This window comes from Niallia circulans NBRC 13626, assembly GCF_001591585.1.
Taxonomy (GTDB): Bacteria; Bacillota; Bacilli; order Bacillales; family Cytobacillaceae; genus Niallia; species Niallia circulans.
Genome location: NZ_BCVE01000012.1, coordinates 101,188 through 122,312, shown reverse-complemented (window position 1 = coordinate 122,312; position 21,125 = coordinate 101,188). Strand labels below are relative to the sequence as shown.

The 21,125-nt window shown below is 35.4% G+C and carries 20 protein-coding genes; 12 read left to right on the top strand and 8 right to left on the bottom strand.

All coding sequences use genetic code 11. The annotated features are described in order from the left end of the window. Positions 1–5: 5 nt before the first annotated feature. The 4 genes from BCI01S_RS25780 to BCI01S_RS15630 all read left to right on the top strand — a co-directional run bounded on the left by BCI01S_RS25780 (position 6) and on the right by BCI01S_RS15630 (position 2,228). A complete protein-coding gene (locus BCI01S_RS25780; RefSeq protein WP_201781390.1) occupies positions 6–125 on the top strand; it encodes a class III lanthipeptide in 120 nt (39 codons plus the stop codon). Positions 126–161: 36 nt separating this feature from the next. Further along, entirely contained in the window at positions 162–281 is a 120-nt protein-coding gene (locus tag BCI01S_RS25775) for a class III lanthipeptide (RefSeq protein WP_201781389.1), read from the top strand. Between the two features lie 36 nt (positions 282–317). Next, entirely contained in the window at positions 318–437 is a 120-nt protein-coding gene (locus tag BCI01S_RS25770; protein WP_201781388.1) for a class III lanthipeptide, read from the top strand. Between the two features lie 81 nt (positions 438–518). Continuing rightward, positions 519–2,228: an ABC transporter ATP-binding protein gene (locus BCI01S_RS15630; protein ID WP_047941778.1), complete on the top strand. Its 1,710-nt coding sequence runs from the start codon at positions 519–521 to the stop codon at positions 2,226–2,228. Positions 2,229–2,411: 183 nt separating this feature from the next. On the opposite strand, the gene BCI01S_RS25310 is transcribed toward BCI01S_RS15630, so the two are convergent. After that, a complete protein-coding gene (locus BCI01S_RS25310; RefSeq protein WP_156485446.1) occupies positions 2,412–2,567 on the bottom strand; it encodes a hypothetical protein in 156 nt (51 codons plus the stop codon). A gap of 558 nt (positions 2,568–3,125) precedes the next feature. Here BCI01S_RS25310 and BCI01S_RS15625 point away from each other — a divergent pair. Then, positions 3,126–5,846, top strand: a complete 2,721-nt coding sequence (locus BCI01S_RS15625; protein WP_047941777.1) for a tetratricopeptide repeat protein — start codon at positions 3,126–3,128, stop codon at positions 5,844–5,846. A 63-nt stretch (positions 5,847–5,909) separates the two neighbouring features. On the opposite strand, the gene BCI01S_RS15620 is transcribed toward BCI01S_RS15625, so the two are convergent. The 4 genes from BCI01S_RS15620 to BCI01S_RS15605 all read right to left on the bottom strand — a co-directional run bounded on the left by BCI01S_RS15620 (position 5,910) and on the right by BCI01S_RS15605 (position 9,914). Further along, positions 5,910–7,559, bottom strand: coding sequence for a glutamine--tRNA ligase/YqeY domain fusion protein (locus BCI01S_RS15620; protein ID WP_047941776.1), 1,650 nt, complete (start codon positions 7,557–7,559; stop codon positions 5,910–5,912). 392 nt (positions 7,560–7,951) lie between these two features. After that, on the bottom strand, positions 7,952–8,278 hold the full coding sequence (locus BCI01S_RS15615; protein ID WP_047941775.1) for an AzlD domain-containing protein: 327 nt from the start codon (positions 8,276–8,278) through the stop codon (positions 7,952–7,954). Further along, positions 8,275–8,997 carry an AzlC family ABC transporter permease gene (locus BCI01S_RS15610; RefSeq protein ID WP_369989013.1) on the bottom strand — a complete coding sequence of 241 codons (723 nt, stop codon included), beginning with the start codon at positions 8,995–8,997 and terminating at the stop codon, positions 8,275–8,277. Before BCI01S_RS15610 ends, BCI01S_RS15615 begins: the two co-directional genes overlap by 4 nt. A 248-nt stretch (positions 8,998–9,245) precedes the next feature. Continuing rightward, positions 9,246–9,914, bottom strand: a complete 669-nt coding sequence (locus BCI01S_RS15605; RefSeq protein WP_235844521.1) for an O-methyltransferase — start codon at positions 9,912–9,914, stop codon at positions 9,246–9,248. A 111-nt stretch (positions 9,915–10,025) separates the two neighbouring features. Here BCI01S_RS15605 and BCI01S_RS15600 point away from each other — a divergent pair, with 111 nt between their 5' ends. Further along, positions 10,026–10,928: a LysR family transcriptional regulator gene (locus BCI01S_RS15600; RefSeq protein ID WP_047941772.1), complete on the top strand. Its 903-nt coding sequence runs from the start codon at positions 10,026–10,028 to the stop codon at positions 10,926–10,928. On the opposite strand, the gene brfA is transcribed toward BCI01S_RS15600, so the two are convergent. Together brfA and BCI01S_RS15590 are read right to left on the bottom strand one after the other, a co-directional pair. Continuing rightward, on the bottom strand, positions 10,912–11,148 hold the full coding sequence (gene brfA / locus BCI01S_RS15595) for a ribosome rescue factor BrfA (RefSeq protein WP_061799931.1): 237 nt from the start codon (positions 11,146–11,148) through the stop codon (positions 10,912–10,914). The two genes, BCI01S_RS15600 and brfA, sit on opposite strands and share 17 nt — an antisense overlap. 91 nt (positions 11,149–11,239) lie before the next feature. Then, a complete protein-coding gene (locus BCI01S_RS15590; RefSeq protein WP_047941770.1) occupies positions 11,240–12,457 on the bottom strand; it encodes an MFS transporter in 1,218 nt (405 codons plus the stop codon). 459 nt (positions 12,458–12,916) lie between these two features. Between BCI01S_RS15590 and BCI01S_RS15585 the strand changes: the two genes are divergently transcribed. From BCI01S_RS15585 to BCI01S_RS15570, 4 genes are all read left to right on the top strand, one after another. Beyond that, positions 12,917–14,263: an aspartate kinase gene (locus BCI01S_RS15585; protein WP_047941769.1), complete on the top strand. Its 1,347-nt coding sequence runs from the start codon at positions 12,917–12,919 to the stop codon at positions 14,261–14,263. Between the two features lie 228 nt (positions 14,264–14,491). After that, a complete protein-coding gene (locus BCI01S_RS15580; RefSeq protein WP_061799928.1) occupies positions 14,492–15,301 on the top strand; it encodes a basic amino acid ABC transporter substrate-binding protein in 810 nt (269 codons plus the stop codon). 162 nt (positions 15,302–15,463) lie between these two features. After that, a complete protein-coding gene (locus tag BCI01S_RS15575; RefSeq protein WP_047941767.1) occupies positions 15,464–16,120 on the top strand; it encodes an amino acid ABC transporter permease in 657 nt (218 codons plus the stop codon). Further along, positions 16,117–16,839: an amino acid ABC transporter ATP-binding protein gene (locus BCI01S_RS15570; protein WP_047941766.1), complete on the top strand. Its 723-nt coding sequence runs from the start codon at positions 16,117–16,119 to the stop codon at positions 16,837–16,839. Before BCI01S_RS15575 ends, BCI01S_RS15570 begins: the two co-directional genes overlap by 4 nt. 91 nt (positions 16,840–16,930) lie before the next feature. Here BCI01S_RS15570 and BCI01S_RS15565 read toward each other — a convergent pair whose 3' ends face one another. Beyond that, positions 16,931–17,698 carry a class I SAM-dependent methyltransferase gene (locus tag BCI01S_RS15565; RefSeq protein WP_061799926.1) on the bottom strand — a complete coding sequence of 256 codons (768 nt, stop codon included), beginning with the start codon at positions 17,696–17,698 and terminating at the stop codon, positions 16,931–16,933. 606 nt (positions 17,699–18,304) lie between these two features. Between BCI01S_RS15565 and BCI01S_RS15560 the strand changes: the two genes are divergently transcribed. Then, positions 18,305–19,510 carry an amidohydrolase gene (locus tag BCI01S_RS15560; RefSeq protein WP_047941764.1) on the top strand — a complete coding sequence of 402 codons (1,206 nt, stop codon included), beginning with the start codon at positions 18,305–18,307 and terminating at the stop codon, positions 19,508–19,510. Between the two features lie 46 nt (positions 19,511–19,556). After that, positions 19,557–20,771: a M20 family metallopeptidase gene (locus BCI01S_RS15555; RefSeq protein WP_047941763.1), complete on the top strand. Its 1,215-nt coding sequence runs from the start codon at positions 19,557–19,559 to the stop codon at positions 20,769–20,771. Positions 20,772–21,125: the final 354 nt, after the last annotated feature.

The window sequence follows — 21,125 nt, the reverse complement described above, 5'->3', positions numbered from 1 at the left end:
GAGAAATGAACAAAGTATTATCTTTACAAAAAGAAGCTATATCAAAAGATGTACAACTAAAAGCAAAATCCTCTAAAAGCGTTCAATGTAAAGGAAGTAGTCATGCAAGCTGGTTCTTCTGTTAATTCTTAAAAATACTATTAAGAAAGAAGGAATGAGAAATGAACAAGGTATTATCTTTACAAAAAGAAGCGGTATCAAAAGATGTACAACTAAAAGCAAAATCCTCTAAAAGCATTCAATGTAAAGGAAGTAGTCACGCAAGCTGGTTCTTCTGTTAATTCTTAAAAAAACTATTAAGAAAGAAGGAATGAGAAATGAACAAGGTGTTATCTTTACAAAAAGAAGTTATATCAAAAGATGTACAACTAAAAGCAAAGTCCCTAGCAAGTATTCAATGTAAAGGAAGCAGCAACGCAAGCTGGTTCTTCTGTTAAGACTAGTAAATGATTTCTGTAAAAGACAATAAAGTTTGGTCAATCAAGCTTTATTGTCTTAATTAATGAGGTGAATCTTAATTGAATGCGTATAAAATGCTCCTATTAGCAATTAATGATACAAAGAAGAAATTACTTTTGGTCACAATTATAATTGCATCTATTTTATTTACAGCAGCAACTTTATTTTTCCCACTTTTGGTAAAGGATATTGTTGATGAATTTTCAATGAATGAGATAAGCCTTTGGATGGTTGGAGGTTTAGTTTTATTCTTAGTAATAAAATCTATAATTGAAGCCGTTAATCAGTACATAATATCTAAATTTGGTAACATGGTAATTCGCGATTTACAAAAAAATATCTACAATAAGGTTATTTATTTTAAAGTTGATTTTTTTGATGATTACCACAGCGGAGAATTATCAAGTAGAATCGTAAATGATACAGAAATTGTTAAAGATTTAATCACATATCACATCCCTAAATTAGTTACGGGAATTATAATGATACTTGGTGGATTAGCATTAACAATTATCCTCGATTGGAAACTAACGGTTGTGGTACTAATAATTGCTCCATTTATATTTGGGATTATATTTCCTCTGATGAGGAGAATGGAGAATACTGGGGATAGACAACAAAAAGAAACTTCTGTTTTTATTTCAAAAACGCAAGAGACTTTTAAAAATATAAAGATGGTGAAGGCTTCAACAGCTGAAAAACAGGAAAAATCATTAATGTATAAGTGTATTGATAGACTATACAATGCTAACTTATATGAAAGTAAAATTTTTGCTATAGTAGCTCCTTTAGTGAATTTTTTACTTATTCTAGGCTTATTAATAGTGGTAGGATATGGGGCATATAGAATCTCAGTAGGAACATTAACTATAAGTACATTAATTGCGTTTGTAATCTATGCCTTTCAAATGATGACCCCAATGAGTTCCATTAGTGGATTTATTGGAGAGTACCATAAAGCTAATGGTGCAATTAAAAGTTTAAATAATATAATGAATAATAACGAAGTTGAATACACTGGTAATACAGAGTATAAATTTCTACATGAATTATCCTTTAATCAAATTACTTTTGGGTACAAAGATAAACCTATGCTTAGTGATATCAGCTTTACTATTAAACGAGGGGAGTCTCTAACGATTGTTGGTCCTTCAGGATCTGGGAAAACAACTTTAATTAACCTATTGGAGAAGTTTTATCATCCAGAAAGTGGTTCCATAACAATAGACAATATCAATATCAGTCATTTGAACACATATGAACTTCGAAAAAACATTGGGATAGTAAGCCAAGGTTCCTCCTTAATTAGCGGTACCATTTTAGATAATTTGCTATATGGTCTTGATGAAGACCAAATTGATGAATCAAAAATAAGAGAGGCTTTAAGGTATGCGAATTTACAAGAGTTTGTTGATAGACAGAAGGACAAACTTAATACAAATATAGGGGAGAGTGGCGACAAATTATCAGGGGGAGAAAAACAAAGATTAAATATAGCTAGGCTATTTTTGAAGAACCCGGATATAATTTTATTGGACGAACCTACCTCAAACTTAGATATAGAATCTAGAAATTTAGTATTGGAATCAATAAACAAACTTACTAAAGATAAGACAGTGATTAAAGTAACTCATAACCTAGAAGAAGTAAAACCAGGTGACAATGTATTATTCATTGAAGATGGAGAAATTGTATGTGAAGGTTCCCATGAAAGAATGAGTGAGATGAATAAAAGATATAAAGAGTTTATTTCTACAGCTGCGGTGTAGTTTGTAGTTTTGGGATTACAGTAAGTAGATTAAATGTTTATCTACTTACTGTTTTTTAGTGTTGATTTTGTGCTATTCGAACATTTTTTCCACGATCTATTCTTCCTTTTTCTTAAGCAATTTTTGCTTAATCCTTAAACTTCTAAGAGATTACTCACCTGCCATATCACCGTTATTGGCATACTAACACTGTCTTTTTCGTTCTGCCATAGCTCTTGCCCATTCCATTTGGAACAATATAAAAAAATCATCATCATTAGCAGAGGGACGCTCGGACTCCTTTTTTCTCGTTAAGTATGATTTATTCGTGTAATTCCCATAATCAACGACAACCTCCATGATGTTTTGAAAAACCCCCTTTCATTTCCATAAGTTAGTTTCCAGGGAATAATTTTTATTTGATTGGGGAGTTGTAGCTTCTACTCAGGATAGATGGAAAGAATAGGAAGGGTGAATAGCGGTTATTTTCCAAAGAGTATGTTCCTTTAAAATCTAAGGGTCTATTGCTATTATCCTGGAATAATCCCCACTCTGTTAAAGGAGAAAGTGAACTAGGTAAAAAGACGGAGAGGATAAATAAAAAACAGGGAAGAAAGGTACGATGGACACTAGAGGATGAGGAGAAGAATCAGTAATCTTAAATATAATAGTACCCAGATTTAAAGAGGGAATATACTGCGCTTTCGCTTATATCACGAAGAAATACCCAACCATTCAGAACGATTACTTAGCCTGTTATTATATTGTAAAGAGATTGAATCGGTTTCGAAATCCATGAAATAATCTGATTTGCTACAATGAAGGATAGCCTACATAAGACATAATGATGACGGATGAGCATAAATATATTATTTAGAATGATAAAAAACCACTCTAAATGAATAGCAGGGGGAAGTTATGACATTAGAAAAAAAACTAATTGAAAAAACGTATTATGAAGGATACTTACAGGATAGAGACGAGTCGCCAATTGAAGTTTTAGGCCAATTATATATAGCGGAACAAAGAAAGAATGTTCCAGATCTAACCTCCATCCGTTTCGCACAAGGTGAATTATATTTTCAGTACCATGACTATGAAGCGGCAATTTTTAAATGGGAGAATATTAGTAATGAATTAGAGCCATGGGCAAAGAAGAATCTAGCAGACGCATACTTGGAATTAGAGGAATATTCAACAGCGGAAAGTTTTTATAAATCTGTTGTGACAGATTCAGAGCTTTTACAAACAGAAATATCTTTGCAACTATTTTCTTTATATTTCCAAAAAGGGAATCATGAAATGGCATTGGGGATTATTAATAATCTAGTTCTTACTAATCCAGACTATGCGAATATACCAACTATCGCAAAATCATATTATGAAGAACAGCAAAATTGGGAAAAGGCAGTAGAGCTTGCTGTTAAGGAAGGAAAAAGAACAGATGGATTAAAATGGTATGAAGCATTAATTCATTATAGCAACTTAGGAGTGATTCAGCAGTTTGAGCCTGCATACTTTATAGAAAGCTTAAAAAATCTTCAAGAGTTAGACTTTGCTACTTTTGAGAGATTATCTATATCATTATGGAAAAACTATGAAGACACAGCCTATTATCTAACATGGGTAACGGTATTTAATAGCATTTATGAACCTGTTCCTTGCGAAGGAGAAGAAGGATTGGCGCATATTTTGGAAGGTGCGTACGCTCTTTTAATTGATGGCAGTTATTCGATTAAGGAAGTGGAAGAAATTGTTCCGGCTCTTTTATCCAATTACTTCTTATCTTCAATTGGACAACAGACTGTATCGGCAGCATCGGCAGTTTTAGCTTGGAATGAAATGTTTAAACATTCGATGGATCAATCTGTTGTATCAAAAGCAGAGATGGTTATTAATGAAACAACAGAAACAAATATATCATTCCAGCAATTTATGAACTTATTTGAATCTATTATCGAGTGGGCAGATAAGCATGATATTCCATTAGATAAGAAGTTTGCCCAAAAGGTACACGATTTTCTTCCATCGAATCATTATCAGTTATTAATGGTAGGATCTGTTGGCAGCGGTGTAAATGCCTATATTAATGAGCTAGTAGGAGAGACTGTTTTAGCAGAAGATACAAATGCGATTTTAACGATAAAGGATAATGACTATCTAGAAATAAACGAAGTAACCAATTCTGGCTTAAAATTAATTGATACACTCACGAATTTTTATGAAGAATTGCTTGTTCAACAGGAGAGTCCGAGAGTGTTCCAGTTAGACACTCCTTCTCATTATTTAAACCAAAATAGATGGACGGTTACCACTGCTCCTTTTGTAGAAGATGCATCTTACGCAGATTATGCTATGCTTGCTGACAGTCTCTTATTTGTTATTAATGAGCAATCTGTTTTTTCTTATACGGAATATGAACAATTAAAGCAATGGAAGGAAAAGTCGCCATTTTTAACACTGCAATTTTTAATTTATATCGATGATTTAGATAATGAAAAAGTAGCATCCAAGCGTTTACAAAAGGCGATGTCTGCAATTCAGCATTATTTTCCAGATAGCAAAATCTTTATTTATTCCAAGCAAGAGGAGAGAGAAGCTCAACTAGATGAAATTAGCCGTTATTATTACCACCATTTTGCAGCTAGAAAGATGAATGAAGAACGATTGCAAAGCTGTATTTCTATCATTCAAGATTTAATTACTAATCTATTGGATAAACGATTGGATATGGAAGATAGTTTAAAAGCATCACTCCAGCTTTATGAGGAAATGGTCAGCAAGCTGACTGGAGCTAAAAATCAACTAATTGATATGGAAGCCTCTAAAAGTGAGTTAATAACAAAGCAGTTTGATGAAATCAAAATAGAAACGCAAGAAGCAATTAAAAAGGAAATTCCAGCTATTTTAAAAGGATGTAAGGATATTATAAAAGAAGATAGTGATTATAGTAAAATGCATATCTCTCTAAATAAAGAGATGAATAAACGAGTAAATGAGTACTTAAATGAAACATTATCGCCGAAAATTCATCGAAGTATTGAAGAATGGATTCAAGCAGCTCATAAACAATTAGAGGATGGCCAACTATTCCTTAATGAGCTAAGCAAAGGCTTCAATGGAATTTACAAGGAGCATCCAATAGAGCTATCTTGTGATTTTGTGATTATAGAAGATTGGAAAAGAGATGCACGCCGGTTATCAAGCGGACTTCGCATCGAACCATTAAATATTTTCAATCGTTTTAATGCATCCCAAGTATTTCTGAAGAGTGCTGGGAAGCTGCTTGGTGCAATTCAGCAAAATAACAAAATGCTTCAATCAAGATATCAAAAGTATCTGGAAACAGAGGATTTTTCTGATGTGGCAGCATCTGTTTCGACAGCAGTTTTGCAGCATTTTGATTTCTATGAAAAGGGATTGGAAAATGATATTAAAATGTTCTTTGTCCGTCCAAAAAGGACATTAGAGCAAATTGCTGAGGAAAAATCAAAAGATATCGTAGAATATAAGAATTTATTAGACCGATTAAAGAATAATCCAGAATTGTTCCATGACCCATTGAAGTTATTCGAACTACGCCTCTTGCAGTATGACTGGCTTGCCAATACTACCAAGCCAGCAACAACATGGACGTAAGCCATATAAAAAGGGAGGAGAATAGTCGACTTATCGATTATTCTCCTCCCTTTATTCTATTGCTTAAAGTTTAAAGGAGCTTTTCAAGGAAACGATGCGATTAAATACCGGCTTTTCTGAAGTGGTATATTTAGGATCCACATTGAAATATCCGTGGCGGAAAAATTGGAATTTATCTTGTGGCTTAACATCCTTCATATTTGGCTCAATAAAGCCTTGAATGACTTCGAGAGAATTTGGATTTACATAATCTAAGAACGTTTTTCCTTCTTCCATTTCCTCATCTTCATCGGTAATTAGCGGTTCAAATAAACGAAACTCCGCAGGGATAGCTTGAGATGCTTCTACCCAATGCAATGTTCCTTTTACTTTTCTACCAGTAAACCCACTTCCACTTTTTGTTTCTTTATCATACGTACAATGAAGCTCGATTACATTGCCTTCTTCATCTTTAATTACTTCTTCGCACTTAATAAAGTAAGCATGCTTCAAACGCACTTCATTACCAGGGAACAAGCGGAAATATTTTTTTGGAGGATTCTCCATAAAGTCTTCTTGTTCAATATAAATTTCACGAGAGAATGGAATTTGTCTAGTGCCCATCTCCGGATTTTCTGGATTGTTTTCCGCTTCTAGCATTTCTACTTGACCTTCCGGATAGTTAGTAATAACTACTTTTAACGGATTTAGAACACCCATCGTACGAGGTGCTTTTAATTTTAAATCTTCCCGTACAAAGTGATCAAGCATGGCAGAGTCCACTGCACCAGAGCCTTTTGAAATTCCTAATTCCATACAGAAATTACGGATTGCTTCAGGGGTAACTCCTTTTCTTCTTAAGCCAGAAATGGTAGGCATGCGTGGATCATCCCAGCCATCCACATAGTTTTCGTCCACAAGAAGCTTTAATTTACGTTTGCTCATTACGGTATTCGTAATATTTAAACGGCCAAATTCGATTTGTTGTGGCGTGCTTTCCATCTCACATTCGCGAACAACCCAATCATATAGAGGACGTTGATCTTCGAATTCTGTTGTACAAAGTGAGTGTGTTACGCCCTCAATTGCATCCTCTATTGGATGAGCGAATGCGTACATTGGATAAATACACCATTTATCGCCTGTATTGTGGTGAGTAGCATGGGCAATACGATAAATAACAGGATCCCTTAAGTTAATATTAGGCGAAGCCATATCAATTTTTGCACGAAGAACCTTCTCGCCATTACCGAATTCGCCATTGCGCATTGCCTCAAATAATTGAAGATTTTCTTCCACTGTGCGATTACGATAAGGACTTTCTTTTCCTGGCTCTGTTAACGTTCCGCGATATTCGCGAATTTCATCGGCTGATAAATCATCAACATAAGCGAGCCCTTTTTTTATTAATAAGACTGCACGGTTGTACATTTCCTCGAAATAGTCAGATGCAAATAATAAATTTTCCCATTCATATCCGAGCCATTCTACATCTTCCTTAATAGAGTTTACATATTCAATGTCCTCTTTTAAAGGGTTTGTATCGTCGAAGCGTAAGTTTGTCTTACCTCCAAATTCATCTGCTAGTCCAAAGTTAATAAAAATTGACTTTGCATGACCAATATGCAGATATCCATTTGGTTCTGGCGGAAAACGCGTGATAACCGTATCATGCTTCCCAGTTTCTAAATCTTCTTTCATGATGTTTTTTATAAAATTAGAGCCCATCTCCAAGATTATAGCCACCTTTCTAATATGTATGAATACTTTTAGAATAAAATATTTAGCTTAGCCATTCGTCTCTATCGAAAATATCCAAACGATCTTAGTATGATTATATCAATAATATAACCAATATTTTATTATAAACTTCATAGAAAGGAAACGAAAGTACAATAAATTTGTTAATTTTTATGGATTTCCATGGTTTCTTGTAAGGTTATGGATATTTTTGTTAAAGTTATCCATTTTATTAAGTGGTGAATATTGTTTATAAGGCGGAGGAAAACCGAAAAAGTGGTGTTCATAAAATGATGAAAGCTGATAAGGAAGGAGCCAGAAGAAAAAAGCATTCATCATAATAAAAAGCCTCTTTTATAAACTAAAAGAAGCTTTTTACATAATAGCTACAATACCAATCTCACAACAGCCATACACACAACTCCGAATAATACAGTAGTTAATAAACTTTTACTAAGAAAAGCAACAATTATCGTAGGAATCGTCGCAAGAAGCGCTTCCCAGTTAATGCTAATACTATTGCTTTCGGTGGTTCCTATAAGACTTTCTACAATTAAGCCAGTAAAAATGCATACTGGAAGGTAGGAAAGCCACTTTTCGACAGGTGCTGAAATCGTGAAATTGCGCGCCACTAAAAATGGAATTACTCTTGGAATAAAGGTTACGATAGTACAGCCGATTAATAAAAGAAAAAAGCTCATATTGCTCATCATTTATCTGTCACCACCCCAATTGTAGCAACAATGATTGTTGATATAATGACACTTAAGCTACTTGATAAAAAAGTAGAGAAGAAAAGCATGCAGATAATCATCAATGTGATTAACAATAAATAGTGTTTTAGTTTAGTAGGTTCAATTGTTTGCAGCTGGATAATCAGCAATGCAATAAACATAGCTGGCAAGGCATAATCTAATCCGAATTGTTCAGGATCGGGAAACCACCCTCCGATATATCCTCCGACAGTACAAGCTGCAATCCAAACAAGGTAGGCAGTCAGATTTAGTCCGTTCATCCATCGATCATTAACTGGCTCTTTTCTAGCAATCTTGGTAATCGCTACTCCAAATGATTCATCTGTTACAAGACTGCCAATACCAATGTTTTTCTGTATAGAATATTGGGTGAATTTAGGTGCTAGAGCGGAACTTAACAATAAGTGACGCAAATTTACAATAAATGTTGTAAGTATAATTGCGCTGATGGGACTTGCAGCTGCAATCATTGCACAAATAATAAACTGGGAAGCCCCTGCATAAACAAATGTAGCAAGCAGGAAAACATGCAGGATAGATAAGCCGGATGATACACCGACTACTCCCATTGCGAGGCCAATGCTGATATAACCAAGTAAGGTTGGAATACAGTCTTTCACTCCATCTAAATAGGAGAGTGTGTGTTGTTCTTGTTCTGCTACTTTAATACTTTCCACGGTCAATCCCCTTTATCGCAAATTAGTAATTGCATATATTATATAAGGACGTAAAGGTTTAGGCAATGTCTTATTGTATGGGGATAATAGGGAGGGATATTCCTGATTATTCCACTCTTAACGGACAGGAAGACTCCCTCCTCAAGAGGAAGATAGGTAGGAGTCAACTAACTGCCTGTAAAGGTCTGATTGGTTCAACTAACCATTAGTGGGGGAGGAGGAAAACCATCACTGATAGAAGTTTCACTTTATTTTACATAGCTAAGGATGAAACCATCATAGCCTTTTAACCCAACAGTTTGTATTCCAACTGACTCTACTCGGGAGTCTTTGGAAAGGATATCGATAAAGCGTCGGATTCCTAGTACTTTTTCATCTTGACTGTTTTCAGCTACTATATCTCCGTTACGAACAATATTGTCAGCAACAATCACGGCTCCCTTTCTTGCTAATTTAATGGCGTAATCAATGTATAGGGGATTATTAGGTTTGTCAGCGTCAATAAATATAAAATCGAATTCATCCATATTATTTTTTAGGAGCTCTGATAAAGAAGTAAGAGCGTTGTCTTCCATAATGGTGATTTTTTTCTCGAGACCGGATAGTTGAAAGTTTTCTTTAGCTACCTTAATATGATTATTATTATTTTCTAATGTTATTACTTTACCATCTTCAGGAAGAGCCATTGCTAGCCAAGTGGTACTATATCCTCCTAGTGTACCTATTTCAAGTATTCTGTGCGCCCCCATCATTTTAGCAAGCATCCAAAGCATTTTACCTTGAGTAGGACTTACGTCAATCTCTGGAAGATTATTATCTCTATTATTCTGAAGTAATTTTTTCATTTTGGTGTTGTGTGGTTGTAACCTATTAATTAAATAGTGATCAACTGCATTCCAAACTTGATTTTCTGTCACCTTAATCATCTCCTTGTTCTTTATAATTTTAGTATATGCTTCCATAACGTATTAATAAAATATATATATTTTATAGTTATATAAGAAATAATTATGTAAGGTTGGGGTAGGATGAATATTCACGGATTAAGATTGTTTTATCATGTTGCAAGAGATAGGAGTTTTACAAAGGCGGCAGAATTATTAAGAATTAGTCAACCAGCTGTTTCTAGTCAAATAAAGCAGTTTGAGAAAGAAATAGGTATTCCATTGTTTATAAAAGATGGAAGGAAATTTAAACTTACAGAGTTTGGATCATTATTGGCAGAACAAGCAGAAATATTATTTTCTTATGAACAGAAATTGGATGATTTTGTAGAAGATTATTATTTGTCCAGAAAAGGCAGGCTTTCTGTTGCGGCAACTTATTTGCCAGCAAATTTTGTCATTCCTGCTTGTGCTGCAGTTTTTAAAGCTGAGAATGAAGAGATTGAATTTAATTTGACTACTAGTAATTCGCATGCAGCATTTGATCAATTAATTCATTACAAGGCAGACATTGCAATGTATGCGGGAGGATGGATGGAGCATTTTCATGACAATATATTGGCTGAGGAAATAGTTGAAGATGAAATATGGTTTGTTGTATCAGCAAATCATCGATTGGCAAATAAGCAGGTCACTTTATCCGAGATTGTGAAAGAACCTTTTATAATGAGGGAAAAGGGGAGTTCTACGAGGGAAAGATTATTCTCTTTATGTCAAATATATCAAGTTCCTCCACCCAAAATTGCTCTACAATTTAATGGCATAAATGAAGCCATTCATTCTGTTTTAACGGGGTATGGTGTTAATTTTGTATCGTCAATAGTGATAAGAGATTATGTAAAGAATAAGAAGTTAGCAAGAGTATTTGTAAAGGATATTAGGGTGACAAATAAAATAGCAATATGTACGAGAAAAAACGAAAAGCGCTCCGCAATGGTGGAGAATTTTATTGAAATTTGCAGGAAATATGTCAAAGAAGAATATTAAATCCAAAAATCATTGGCAAAAAATAAAAACCATTCTCATCATATCTAGAAGAATGGTTTTGTTTATATTTCTTTTCATTTCGTGTCATGCGTTCTTTCTTTGTTTTTGTTATTTTCGTGATTGGTACAATGCTGCCCCAAGATCCTCTGCGCATCGTTGTATCAAAACCATGTTCACGCAGCACTTTGTAGCGTTTCTTTCTTGCCTTTGATTTAGCCATAGTTATCCTCCTTATGATGACAAGTATTTTTCCATTTTATTATACATCATAAAATGGAAAAATCGTTAGTATTTACACAGCCGTTAAATCGTTAAGAAATCGAATGTTTAGCTAGTTTAGGATGGCGGTGCATCATTAAAAATAGGAAAATACCGCTTGCTAATAAGAGAATACTAGTTGAAAAGAATACCATAGAGAACCCAAAGTTACCTGCAATTAGTCCACCAAGTGCAGGACCGATTATATTACCGAGAAAACGAAGACTTGTTTCATATCCCATTACTTCTCCTTGCATAGCAATAGGTACTTCTTGTCGAATATAAGCAATACGTACAGGAACCATGCCTCCGATTGCTACACCGAGAATAAAGCGGATAATCAGCAATTGCCAGTATTGATTAACAAATCCTCCCGGGAAATAGATAATTCCGGCAATAAACAAGAGAATAACAAGTACTTTAAGGTGACCAGATCGATCTCCCATTTCTCCCCATTTCCGTGCCATTAGTAAATTTCCTAAACCTGCAGCTGAGAAAGCTAGACCAGCGAAAAACGCAATATTCTCTGGACCATGCAATTTACTGACATATAAAGACAGAATAGGCTGGATGCTGAAATGGGCAATTTGTATAAAGGCTGAGATAAGCAGAACGGTAATGAATACAGGGTTTTTTAGAATATAGGCTAATACCTCTCTGCTTGTATAGCTGCTTTTCGTGCCCTTTTGAGCAGGCAGGACAAACTCTTTTGTTGTAAATACTAGAATTGCAGATATAAAGATAGCAAGAGAAGTAAATCGGAAAGTTGCCGCATAGCCGAAACTATCTGCTAATACTCCTCCAAGTAACGGACCAATCAATGCGCCAGTAATACTTCCTGTCTGTAAGGTTCCTAATACCTTACCAGCAGTTTTTTTGGGAGTTTGAGTGGAGATAAATGCTTGTGACATTGGGATAAATCCTGTGAAAAATCCCGTGAAAAAACGAAGAATAAAGACTTCCCATACAGAATTGGCAAAACTCATCAGAAAGATGGAAATGCCTAAGCCGATTGCTAAAATGATAAGAATCGTTTTTCTCCCAAATTTATCGCCAATTTTTCCCCATATCGGTGAAAACAAGAAAGCTGCTACAAAGGTCACAGAGAAACAAAGCCCCGACCAATGCTGCACAAATTCAGGTGAATATTGACCAAATGATTCAATATAAAGCGATAAAAATGGGAGAACCATAGTCATGCAGGCACTTATAAAAAAGTTAGCGAACCACATGATTCCTAAGTTTCGTTTTGAATATTTTTGGGTTTCCATTTTGTAAAACACTTCTTTCTAATATAGTAGAGATTTTATTAAGGTTTCCTCCATCTAAAACGGATGGAGTACGAAAGGAGGAATGAGGAGATTGTTGGTAAATGCACAATAAATTTCGTTTAACTAAATATTAGTTTAACGTAAAATTTACATAAATGAAAGTATTTTGGATTATTATTTCCAATAAACAACTTAAAGAAGCTCTCCATTGTTGGATAAAAGTCTTTATTAAAGCGTTAATAGCGATTATCTCAAAATGAAAAATAACATTAATTACCAGTTTTATTTTAATATTCATAGAGAAGAAGCCAAGTGAAAAAATATTATTGTTCACTCTATAAAAACAAATGTATTTTTAGAGTGGAAATGACTTGATTATTTATCATGAAATAGTGATAATAGCCATAGTGAACAATTTAGAAAATTGTTACTATTTAACAATCAGTGGGAGTTGGCGAAATGAAGGTTGTCAAATTTGGGGGTAGTTCTCTAGCTACAGGGAAGCAATTGGAAAAGGTATTACAAATAGTAAAGGCAGATAAGGAGAGAAGGATTGTCGTCGTGTCTGCACCTGGAAAAAGATATGATTCAGATACGAAGGTAACAGATTTATTAATCCAATGTGCGCAAGCAGTAGTAAATGGAAGTGATTATTCTCCTTATTTAGAGGAAGTATTAGACAGATATGCTAGTATTGCTAAAGAATTGGACTTATCGAGTGATATTATAACAAACATTAAAAACGACTTATTGGATTTAATAAATAAATACTCTAATAAAGATGCTTTTATGGAAGCAATGAAGGCCAGCGGAGAGGATAATAATGCTAAATTAGTTGCACATTTCTTTAAAACCAGAGGATTAGATGCCATTTATATTAGTCCAAAGGAAGCGGGCTTGATTGTTAGTGATGATCCCGGAAATGCTCAAGTGCTTTCTGAATCTTATGATCGGTTATATTCCTTAAGAGAAGAGAAGCGAATAATTGTATTTCCAGGTTTTTTTGGTTACAGTGAAGCGGGAGATGTAGTGACATTTTCAAGAAGTGGATCAGATATTACGGGAGCGATTCTCGCCAATGGCGTGAAAGCGGAGTTGTATGAAAACTTTACAGATGTGGATGCTGTTTACTCTGTAAATCCTTCCATTGTAACGCAGCCGAAAGAAATTAAGGAACTTACTTATCGGGAAATGCGTGAATTATCATATGCCGGCTTCTCTGTATTTCATGCTGAAGCTTTAATTCCGGCGTATCGTGCAGGTATTCCTGTTCAAGTGAGAAATACAAATAATCCATCCGCATCAGGAACTAGAATAGTCTCCTCAAGAAATAATATCAATGGTCCTGTAATTGGTATTGCTAATGATAAGGGATTTTGTTCCATCTATATTAGTAAATATTTAATGAATCGTGAAGTAGGGTTTGCCAGAAAAGTTCTATCAATATTAGAGGATTATCATATTTCGTATGAACATATGCCGTCTGGAATTGATGATTTAACAATTGTTTTACGCCAAGATCAATTGACAAGAAAAAGCGAACAGGAGATTTTGACCAGAATATCCGAGGAACTACAAGTAGAAGAAATAAAAGTAGAACACGATTTAGCGCTTATCATGCTTGTAGGGGAAGGGATGCGACGTAATATCGGTACAAATGCCCGTGCATCCACAGCACTCGCGAAAGCGGGAGTGAATATTGAAATGATTAACCAAGGTTCTTCTGAAGTAAGCATGATGTTCGGAGTAAAAGAAACAGTTGTCAAAAAAGCTGTAAAAGCTTTGTATGAAGAGTTTTTTGTATAGAAAGAGAAAAAGGAGTTCCTTCTTTAAACCAGAAAGAGGGACTTCTTTTTTTTTCTATGGAATTTTACGAAAATTCAAATAGTTTTCTTGTATATAAATAAACAAAAAGTTATAATGAATGCATTATTAGTAATAAAGCAAATGGAAAAATTTTTATTTTAAATTAATTGAAAATTCTATATTATTTTAATATACAGTTTTCAATTAATCAAAAGAGGGGGATTTATAATGAGGAAAAACGGCATTTTATTTGCTTTATTTATATCGATTGTTCTTGTTTTAGCAGCATGTGGGACAGGTTCAGAAAAAGCAAATAGTGATGGAGATGGCAAAAAGAAATTAAGAGTCGTTACAGATGCGGCTTATGCACCATTTGAGTATATGGATAAAGACAAGATTATTGGCTTCGATGTCGATATTTTCACAGCGGCAGCAGAGGAAGCTGGCTATGACTTTGAAATTGTCAACGTTGGATGGGACCCACTCTTTGCAGAATTAGAAAATGGCACAGCGGATGTTGGTTTATCAGCCATTACAATAAACGATGACCGACTTAAATCCTATGATTTCTCTGTTCCATATTTTGAAAGTACGAATAAAATTTTGGCACCAGAAGGTACTGATATTAAGAAAGCTGCTGATCTAACAGATAAGACTGTTGCTGTTCAATCAGGAACAACAGGTGCAGATGCAGTCGATGCGCTCCTAGGAAATGGCAATGAAAAAGTAAAAAAGTTTGAAAATAATAATTTAGCTATTTTGGAAATGAAGAATCAGGGTGCTGATGCTGTTGTGGCAGATAATGCAGTATTAGAAGCATATGCTAAAAATAATCCGCAAGATAACTTTATCGTGATTGAGGATAAAGAAGGATTTGAATCAGAATATTATGGATTCATGTTCCCGAAAGATAGTGAGATGGAAGCTGATTTAAGCAAAGGTCTTAATGCTATTTTTGATAATGGTAAATATGCAGAGATATATAAAGAATGGTTTGGGCAAGATCCAGACATTGAAAATTTAAAAGCACAACAATAGAAGAGTCGCAAATGAGGAAGGTACTCAGGAGGGGCATTACCCGCTTTGACAAGGAGGGAGCACAATACTTCTTCTAGATTGTTCTTAGTGAGGGAATGTTCCTTCTGAATGCCTGTGCTGCTGAATGTCAGTCATTTTGTGGTCTTTGGAGGAGAAGAGGTAATGGATTTTAATTTTACGATTATTTTAGAGTATGCTGACTTATTTAAAAAGGGGATATTAGTGACCATTCAATTATCCTTGTATGCAATAGTATTTGGAACGGTTTTAGGTTTATTAATCGGTCTTGGCAAAATAGCAAAGAATCAATGGATTGCTTTTCCTTTCCGTTGCTATATTGCTATTTTCCGCGGCACCCCTCTTTTTGTACAAATCCTAATCATTCATTTTGGATTTATCCCATTATTTTTAAATACAACCAATGCCATGATAGCAGCAATTGTTGCATTATCACTTAACGCAGCTGCTTATATTGCGGAGATTTTTAGAGCTGGAATTGAATCCATTGACCGTGGTCAGATGGAAGCAGGCAGATCCTTAGGGATGACGCATGTACAGGCAATGCGATACATAGTACTTCCTCAGTCCTTTAAACGAATGATTCCCCCGTTAGGCAATGAATTTATTGTATTAATTAAAGATTCTTCTTTAGCAGCTGTTATTGCTGCTCCAGAGTTAATGTACTATGCAAGGCTGATGATGGGACAGTATAACCGAGTTTGGGAGCCATATTTAACAGTAGCTGTTATTTATCTTGTTTTAACCTTAACATTAAGCTTCTTCTTAACTCGTTTGGAAAGAAGGTTGAAAACAGAATGATTGTTGTAGAAAAATTAAAAAAGTCCTTCGGAGATAATGAAGTATTAAAGGATATTAGTATGACTATTAACCAGCAGGAGGTCGTCGTAATTATTGGTCCTTCCGGATCGGGAAAATCAACTTTTTTGCGTTGCATCAATTTACTAGAAAGTATATCGGACGGAACGATTCATATTAATGGGAAGAATATTACGGATAAGTCCACAAATATTAATGAAGTACGTAAGGATGTAGGGATGGTGTTTCAACAGTTTAATTTATTCCCACATAAGTCAGTTCTTCAAAATATTATGCTTTCACCTATGAAAGTAAAGAAGGTCTCAAAAGAAAATGCTCGGATAAAGGCATTAGAATTATTGAAAAAAGTGGGCTTAGAGGATAAAGCAAATGTATATCCTGATTCACTCTCTGGTGGACAAAAACAGCGTGTCGCCATCGCGAGAGCACTAGCAATGGAACCAAGTATTATGTTATTTGATGAGCCGACGTCTGCCTTAGATCCAGAGATGGTAGGAGAGGTATTGGAAGTGATGAAGGAACTTGCCAAGGAAGGAATGACGATGATTGTAGTAACGCATGAAATGGGATTTGCAAGAGAAGTTGGAGATCGTGTGATTTTCATGGACGGTGGATATGTAGTCGAAGAAAATACACCAGTAGAGTTATTTACACATCCGCAAGAGGAACGTACCATTTCTTTCTTAAGTAAGATCTTATAAAGTGGCAAGAAGACAAGTGAAACTTCTATTGAAGGAGATTTACTTGTCTTTTTGTATAGGTGTGCTATCACATGTTTTTATAAGGTTAATCTTACCGATATTGTTTTCTTACAGCTTCAAAAGTAATGATTTGACTTGCATTTGATGGTTGCTTCTCGTAAACATAATCAGCGGAGCACGTAATATCAGAGAAACCGATATTCTCCAAAATAAGCTTAAATTCTTCGATTCCATACCAACGCAGCGCAAAACGTTGTAACTCGGTTTGAATCAACTTTCCTTTACGCCATTTCTCATATTTCAAGTAGGAAATAGTAAATTGATTTAGCCAATCCATTTCAATCGATTTGTTTTCCAGCGTAATCCCATCCCCGTTAGGTAGGGAAAAAGTTGAAGTAGAAATCTCTCCTGTTTTCCAATCATGAGGTAATAGAAGATCAACAATCAAGCGTCCTCCTGGAACAAGATGTTTATAAAAGCACTTCAATGCGTTTAGAGAGTCTTCTCGTTTTTCTATTAAACAAAAGGAACCTGTAGGAATAATAATTGCCTTATAATTAAATGGCAATGAAAATCCCTGTAATTTATCTTCATATAAATTAGGGCTTAATCCTCTTTCTTCACAACGTTTACGACAAGAGTTCAACATTTCAGGAGAATAATCAATTCCATCAATTATATATCCCGCCTCAAGAAGTGGAATAATAAAACGTCCTGAGCCAACTGCAGCTTCTAGAATACGTCCCTGACAATTTTTTAACCGTTCTTGGTAATATTCAATATCCCCATTTAAAGAGTACCCCACAGGCTTTGTGAAATCGTAGAGCTCAGTACAAAGTGCACTATAATAACTAAACATATAGTATTTTCCTCCATTTTTGTATACGGAAAATTTTTAATTAAAGAAACTTCTAATATTAACCCTCCGTACCCTGTATTTAATTGATAGTTGGAAAGAACGGACTGTCATAATAACTCAGTCGCTTTCAATAAGAGATAATAAAAATATAACACAATATTTTGATAATTAATCTTTTATTATGCTGAATAAAGGTATATATACATTCTTAAATCACCTCTAAATGAGGTGTCACCCTAGTATCATCGAACTTGGATAAAATTTTATTAGTTTTAGAGAAAAGTAATATTTTTCTCGTTTTGGGGAACAAGCATTTTTTACTTGATGGGCATGTGGTAGAACCCCTTAGGAGAAAGGAATTACTTTAGTAGGAGAAAAATAAATGATGTAAACGATAACAACCCTAATAAATAGGGATGATAGGAAAAATAAGAGGTTGTTAATTTATTCTGAATATTTTGATGATTAAAAAAACTTATTATACATTGCTTGAAATTACCGTTAATATAAAAGAAATCAAAATTAAGGGATATAGTTAAGCTACATTTTTTCTAACTTCTCAAGAAGTATTCCTTATTCATAAGCAAATTTATTAGGAGGGGTAGTATGTTAAAAAAATGGCATAGTGAATTAGCCGAGATGTTTGATCAAATGGTTGAGTGGAGAAGACATTTTCATCAGTACCCAGAACTATCTTTCCAAGAGGTGGAAACACCAAGAATGATTGCTGAAATTTTAGAAGGATTCGGTATTGAAGTAAGGAGAAATGTTGGTGGTAGAGGAGTAGTTGGGAAAATATATGGAGCCAAACCTGGCAAAACGATTGCGCTGCGAGCAGACTTTGATGCATTGCCAATCCAGGATGGAAAGGATGTACCGTATAAATCGAAGGTGCCAGGAGTTATGCATGCATGTGGGCATGATGGACATACAGCTACTCTTTTAGCGGTGGCGAAAGTACTTCAAGATAATAGGGATAGTATTGCCGGGAATATTGTACTGCTTCATCAGCATGCTGAAGAATTATCACCTGGTGGAGCAAAAGCAATGATTGAAGACGATTGTTTAAAAGATGTAGATGTCGTTTATGGGGCACATCTTTCCTCATTAAATGAACTCGGAAAATATTATTATAAACCCGGATACTCGCAAGCAGCAGCAGATGCATTTGAAATTACCATTAAAGGAAAGGGTGGACATGGTTCCGCTCCTCATGAAACAGTGGATGCGATTGCGGTCGGAACGGCGCTAGTCAGCCAGCTACAATATATTGCGAGCAGACGTGTAGATCCATTAAATCCCGTTGTACTATCTGTAGGATCCTTTCATGGAGGAAAGGCGCAAAATGTCATTGCTGATACTGCTGTGATGACAGGAACCGTCCGAACACTAGATAAAGATCTGCGTTTATTTATGGAAGAAGAGATCAAATTAATGGTGAATGAGATTTGTGAGAGCATGCAGGCTACTGCTGAGATTAATTATATAAAGGGATACCCAGCTGTATATAATCATGAGGAAGAAGTAGAAGTTTTTGAAAAGGTTATAGAAAATTCATTAGATAAGAATATGTTAGTTCGTTCCGTACCAATCATGGGGGCAGAGGATTTTTCTTATTATTTGCTTGAAAAGCCGGGTATGTTTTTTCATACAGGAGCAAAAGTCTCAGAGGGAAAAGCTTATCCTCATCATCATCCAATGTTTGATTTTGACGAAAGAGCAATGATTTATGCTGGAAAAGCATTTTTGAGTATTGTCGATAATTATGTATCGATCCAAGTAAAAGAAAACCTTGCTGAACCAGTTCTATAAGAAAGATCTTTTCGAAAATTAATGTAATGGGATGGGAGCGATTGAGATGCTAGAGAAATGGTATGAAGAAATTGAAGCTATGTATGAGCAAATGGTAGAGTGGAGACGATATTTACACGAAAATCCAGAGCTATCTTTTCAAGAAATTAATACAAGTAAGATGATTGGTGACCTGTTGGAAAGCTTCGGAATTGAAGTAAGACGAAATGTTGGTGGAAATGGGATTGTAGGTAAGATTTACGGTGCTAAGCCTGGAAAAACGATTGCCTTACGAGCAGACTTTGATGCCTTACCGATTCAGGATGAAAAGAATGTAGCTTTTAAATCGAAAGTTCCAGGTGTGATGCATGCATGTGGACATGATGGGCATACAGCTACATTGCTGGCAGTAGCAAAGGTTCTTCAGGATAATGCGGAAGAACTGGCTGGGAATGTAGTGTTATTACACCAGCATGCGGAGGAATCACCGCCAGGGGGAGCCATTGCCATGATTGAAGATGGCTGTTTAGATGGTGTAGATGTTGTCTATGGTGCTCATTTAGCCTCTGGCAGTGAACTAGGGAGTGTCCTTTATAGAATTGGACCAGTATCCGCTGCAAGTGACGCATTTGAATTAAAAATTCAAGGGAAAGGTGGACATGGGGCATCTCCCCATCAAACAATTGATGCTGTTGCAGTTGGCGTCCAAATTGCCAATCAACTTAAACATATTGTTAGCAGAAGAGTAAACCCACAGAAGCCCGCAGTTATTTCCATTGGATCATTTCATGCAGGAAATGCGGGAAATGTCATTTCAGATACAGCTGATTTAACTGGAACCGTTCGTACATTTGATGAAGATGTACGATCATTGATTATAGAAGAAATGGAGCAGCTAATTAAAGGGGTATGTAAAGCATTCCATGCAACTTATGAATTTAATTATACAAAAGGCTATCCCTCTACTGTAAATACAGTGGATGAAACAAATATACTCGAAAAATGTTTGATAAATGCCTTGCCAGAAAGCAAGCCTGTCATAATAGAAAAACCAGGAATGGGTGGAGAAGATTTCTCTTATTATCTACAAAATCGACCTGGATGTTTCTTTTCAGTAGGGGCTAGAAACGAAGATATAGAGGCAATTTATCCTCATCATCATCCAAAGTTTACTTTTGATGAAAGGGCGATGCTCCATACAGCTAAGATATTTTTAAGTCTAGTAGATTACTACACGAATACAGAAAGGAAAGAGGCTTTGGTGAACAGCTCTACAATCTAAAGTCTAGTATTCTAACAAGCGATAAGCGCCTATCAGCTAGCAAACTTCTGATCACCTCTCTTCGTAGTCAACATCAGTTTACTACGATCACTGTGTTTCCTTTATCTCAGTCGGTGATCTTCGACGTACAGGGATGTACTAGTGTCGACGTTGCAACAGGACGTTGCGTAGTTAGTCGACCAGTTTGTACGCTGGTGAGCAAGGCGCTTACGCTTTACGAAATAACAGGGAAAAACGTTCTAAGTCAGAGAACGATCTAGCTCCAGCGCCTATCAGCTAGCAAACTTCCAATCATCTCCCTACGATAAGTCAACATCAGTTCACTAGCGTTCACTGTGTTTCCTTTATCTTAGT